The sequence below is a fragment of the Nocardioides sp. genome (genome assembly GCF_031422975.1).
In the GTDB taxonomy this organism is placed as follows: Bacteria; Actinomycetota; Actinomycetes; order Propionibacteriales; family Nocardioidaceae; genus Nocardioides.
Window position 1 is genome coordinate 1 of sequence record NZ_JANPEO010000366.1, and the last position, 4,248, is coordinate 4,248.

General features: G+C 71.5%; 5 protein-coding genes. All 5 read right to left on the reverse strand.

From position 1 onward, the window contains the following. Positions 1 to 164 precede the first annotated feature (164 nt). The 5 genes from RMO85_RS11045 to RMO85_RS11065 all read right to left on the reverse strand — a co-directional run bounded on the left by RMO85_RS11045 (position 165) and on the right by RMO85_RS11065 (position 4,203). On the reverse strand, positions 165 to 770 hold the full coding sequence (locus RMO85_RS11045; RefSeq protein ID WP_310528774.1) for a response regulator transcription factor: 606 nt from the start codon (positions 768 to 770) through the stop codon (positions 165 to 167). Further along, on the reverse strand, positions 767 to 1,831 hold the full coding sequence (locus tag RMO85_RS11050) for a sensor histidine kinase (RefSeq protein WP_310528775.1): 1,065 nt from the start codon (positions 1,829 to 1,831) through the stop codon (positions 767 to 769). Before RMO85_RS11050 ends, RMO85_RS11045 begins: the two co-directional genes overlap by 4 nt. Next, the gene (locus tag RMO85_RS11055; RefSeq protein WP_310528776.1) at positions 1,828 to 2,631 is read right to left on the reverse strand and encodes an ABC transporter permease; all 804 of its coding nucleotides are present in this window, start codon (positions 2,629 to 2,631) and stop codon (positions 1,828 to 1,830) included. The genes RMO85_RS11050 and RMO85_RS11055 overlap by 4 nt, the downstream gene beginning before the upstream one ends. After that, on the reverse strand, positions 2,628 to 3,530 hold the full coding sequence (locus RMO85_RS11060) for an ABC transporter ATP-binding protein (RefSeq protein WP_310528777.1): 903 nt from the start codon (positions 3,528 to 3,530) through the stop codon (positions 2,628 to 2,630). The genes RMO85_RS11055 and RMO85_RS11060 overlap by 4 nt, the downstream gene beginning before the upstream one ends. Before the next feature lie 196 nt (positions 3,531 to 3,726). Beyond that, positions 3,727 to 4,203, reverse strand: coding sequence for an acyl-CoA dehydrogenase C-terminal domain-containing protein (locus tag RMO85_RS11065; protein ID WP_310528778.1), 477 nt, complete (start codon positions 4,201 to 4,203; stop codon positions 3,727 to 3,729). Between the last annotated feature and the right edge of the window lie 45 nt (positions 4,204 to 4,248).

The following is a 4,248-nucleotide window of genomic DNA, read 5'->3' on the forward strand; positions in this document are numbered from 1 at the left end:
CGGAGCGGTCGACCTGCCGGCCTCCGTCGACGACATGGTCGCGACCTCCACGGTCGGTTGGATCCTGATCCTGGCCGGTGCGCTCGGCATCGTCCTGGGCCTGATCGCCACCCGCAGCCGCACGCACACGACCGTGGTCGAAGAGCGCCGCGACGTCTGAGGGGTCACAACCAGCCGTTGGCCTGCGCGAGTCGGGCCGCCTCGGCCCGGGTCGTGGCGCCGGTCTTGCCGATTGCCGCGGACAGGTGGTTGCGGACCGTGCCCTCGGACAGGTGGGCGCGGGCAGCGATGGCGGCGACCGGCGACCCGTCGAGGGACAGGGTGAGGATCTCGGCCTCGCGCGCGGTGAGCGGGCTCGGGCCGGCCATCAGTGACTCTGCCGCGAGGTCCGGGTCGATCACCCGCAGCCCGGCGTGCACGCGGCGTACGGCGTCCGCGAGCTGCTTGGACGGAGTGTCCTTGACGACGAAGCCGGCGGCCCCGGCGTCGAGCGCGCGTCGGACGTAGCCGGGGCGGCCGAACGTCGTCACGATCAGCGAGCGCACGTCGGGAAGCTCGGTCCTGAGGAGAGCCGCGGCCTCGATGCCGCTGAGCCCGGGCATCTCGATGTCGAGCAGGCAGACCTCGGCCCCGGACTCACGGGCGGCCACGACGACCTCGTCGCCACGGCCGACCTGGGCGACCACGTCGAGGTCGGCCTCGAGGTCGAGGAGGGCGGCAAGGGCACCGCGGACGAGGGCCTGGTCGTCGGCCAGCAGGATCCGGATCACGGCAGCACGACCTCCAGGCGAGTCCCGGGGCCCCCCGATATCTGGAGTGTGCCACCGGCCGCCGACACTCGTTCGCGCATGCCGCGCAGGCCGTTGCCCTCATGGCCGCCGGTTGCCGCGAAGCCGGCACCGTCGTCGGCCACCACGAGACCGGTGGAACGGAGCTCGACGTCGACCTGGGTGGCCCGGGCGTGTCGCACCACGTTGGTCACCGACTCGCGCAGCACCCACGCCAGCAGCGCGCGGTGCCGAGGATCGGTGTCGGCGACCGTGCCGGTCAGGGACGTCTCGATCCCGGCGTCGGCCAGCACCAGGGGGGCGGCGGCCAGCTCGGCCTCGAGGTTGGCCGCACGCAGGCCACCCACCGTGGACCGGACCTCGGCAAGCGCCTGCCGAGCGGTCTCCTGGATCGACACGAGCTCGGCCCTGGCGCGGTCCGGATCGACGTCGATCAGCCGCGCCGCGAGCTCGGCCTTGATGGACAGCGCCGTGAGCGAGTGGCCGAGCACGTCGTGCACGTCGCGGGCCACGCGCTCGCGCTCGGCGACCAGCGCCAGGTGGCTCCGGGTCCGGGTGACCTCCTGCGCCTTGTCGCCGAAGACCCGGATGAGCACGCCGCCGAGCATGATCGGCCAGACCATCAGGAAGAACCACGCCGGGAACCAGTCCGGCCCTGCCAACGACACCAACGGCAGGAGCACCGCGACCAGCGTCGCCCACTTCCACCACGCGTCGGGAAGCCGGAGGGCCGCGAGCATCCCGAGGTAGGGCGTGAACGCCACCGCCTCGATCCCGATGACGGGCACGGTCGCCAGTGCGAAGACAACCATCATCCCCAGGGCCGCCCACGCGCGAGCGGCCACCACGCGATAGCCCAGCACGTTGCTCACCGCGAAGCCGAGGATGCACGCGCCGGTCGCGACCTGCCAACTGGTCGGCACGTCGGCCTCGAGCGTCGCGGTGATCGGGTAGACGAGGAAGACCAGCCAGATCGCCGCGAACGCCCACCCCCAGCGCTCCCAGGGGTTGGCGGGGCCCTCCTCGGTCGGGCAGTCGCTCACACCCGCTCCCGTCCCCGGCGCACGCCCAGCACCGCCAGGCCTGAGAAGATGATCGTCCACGTGATCACGTTAGCGATCGGCAGCCACAGCGGGTCGTGTCCCCCGGACGGCAACCAGCCGTCGGTCAGCGGGTAGCGCGCGAGCGCGGCGTAGCCGTACAGCGGGGTGAACCGGCCGAGGTCCAGCATCAGTCCGCTCATCGGGCTGAAGATGTTGCCCAGGAAGGCCATCACCACGATCGACCCGGACGCGACGCCGATGGCGCTCTGGGTGCGGAACAGGGTCATCACGGCCAGTCCGTAGATCGCGAACATCGCGGAGCCTCCCCAGACGATCGCGGCCGATCCGGCCCAGTCGCCGAGGTCACCGCGGGCACCGGTCGCGACGCCTATGGCGTAGATCAGCGCGATCGGCACCGCGGCCACCGTCATCGCGATGCCGGCCTTGAGGACCACGACCTGCAACGGCCGGATCGGGGTCAGCGACAGCTGACGCCCCCAGCCCATGACGAGCTCGGTGACGGCCGAGCCGGTCGTGCTCGTGGTGGCGCTGACCGCGCCGTACGCCGCCATCGAGATCATCACGTAGGCCGACACGTTGCCGCTCCCGACGGCGTCGTCGGAGCCGAGGCCGAAGACGAGGTACATGAACGCCGGCAGCCCGACGGTGAAGAACATGGCGAGCCGGTCGCGCAGCTGGCGGCGCAGGTCGAGGCGGGCGTAGGTGACCAGTCGGGACCAGGTCGGGGGCACGGTCGCGGGCCCGGTCGTGCGCCCCGCATGGGTGGTGGGACTCGTCATCGCACGGCTCCGATGGTCTCGAGGGAGAGTGCGGCGCTGGGCCTCTCGGCCGGCTCGTCGCCGGTCAGGGCCAGGAACGCGGCCTCGAGGCTGGCGCTGGCGACCTCGATCCCGTCGACGCCGAGCGGCGCCAGGGCGGCCCGGACGCGGGCCAGCCAGGCGTCGTCGATCCCGTTGCGGCGTACGACATCGGCCGGGGGCGTGAAGGAGACGGTCTGGCCACCGAAGGCGGCGCGCACGTCTGCGGTCGGCCCGTCCTCGACGATGCGGCCGCGGGCCATGAGCACGGTCCGCTCGGCGAAGGCGTCGGCCTCCGCGAGGTAGTGGGTGGCGAAGACGACGGTGCGGCCCGTCGCGGCGTCGGCGCGCATGGTGTCCCAGAACGCCTGCCGCGAGGCGACGTCCATTCCCGTCGTGGGCTCGTCGAGCAGGATCACGTCCGGATCGGGGATCAGCGCGAGCGCGAACCGCAGCCGCTGCTGCTCACCACCGGAGCACGCCTGCACCCTGCGCCCACGAACGGCGGTGAGGCCGGTGCGCTCGATCACCTCCTCCACCCGGTCCAGCCGGCCGTGGAGCGCGGCGATCGCCTCGACGGTCTCGCCGACAGTGAAGTCGGGGAGCAGTCCGCCGGTCTGCATGACCGCCGAGACGCGGCCGGCCTCGACGGCCTCGCGCGGAGTCATCCCGAGGATCTCGACAGTGCCGGCGGTGGGCGAGGTCAGGCCGAGCAGCATGTCCACGGTGGTGGTCTTGCCGGCGCCGTTGGGACCGAGGAAGGCGACGATCTCGCCGCGCTCGACCGTCAGGTCGACCCGCTCGACGGCGACGACCTCACCGCCGTCGGTGGACCGGAAGGTCTTGCGGAGGCAGGTGGCGCGGATGGCTGGTGTGGTCATGGCTCAAGCCTGCGTCGGCGAGCCGACCGAGCCCGGGGGGAGGTGTCACGACCTGTCCATGACAGGTGTCATGTCGCCGTACGCCGCCAGGCCTGGCCCCCGAAACTCACGCTTCGTGACCAATGCTTGGGTGGCACAGCAGGAGGATCCCCGGATATCCGGGGATCCTCCATGGACGAGCTGACGCAGACTCGACTCAGAAAGCAGCCTCGTCGAGGTCCATCAGCGCGAGGTCGATCCCCTCGGCGATGGCCCGCTCCGCGGTCAGGCGCGGCAGATTGGTCTGCGCGAAGAACTGCGCGGCGGCCACCTTTCCCTCGTAGAACGCCCTGTCCTTGCCCGGCTCTGCGTCGAGCTTCTGCAGCGCGACCTCGGCCTGACGCAGCAGCAGCCAACCGCAGACCACGTCACCGAGGGCCATCAGCAGGCGGGAGGTGTTGAGCCCCACCTTGTAGATGTTGCGCAGGTCGCCGCCCTCGGCCGACGCGTCGGCCGACATCAGGTCGTTGATCATGTGCCCGACGATGGCGTTGGCGTCCTCGAGGGCGGTGGCGAGCAGGCCGCGCTCCACCTTGAGGCGACCGTTGCCGGCCTCGCTCGCGATGAAGGTCTCGATCTCCTTGGCCAGGTGGCCGAGCGCGGCGCACTCGACCTTGACGAAGTAGATCAACAAGACGTCCTGCCCCTACAACGACGAGGTCACCTCGGCGAGCGTGTC

What these genes read in the sequence shown, in the direction of transcription:
- RMO85_RS11060 (WP_310528777.1), bottom strand. Translation starts at nt 3,530, where the DNA reads ATGACCACACCAGCCATCCGCGCCACCTGCCTCCGCAAGACCTTCCGG.
- RMO85_RS11055 (WP_310528776.1), bottom strand. Translation starts at nt 2,631, where the DNA reads ATGACGAGTCCCACCACCCATGCGGGGCGCACGACCGGGCCCGCGACC.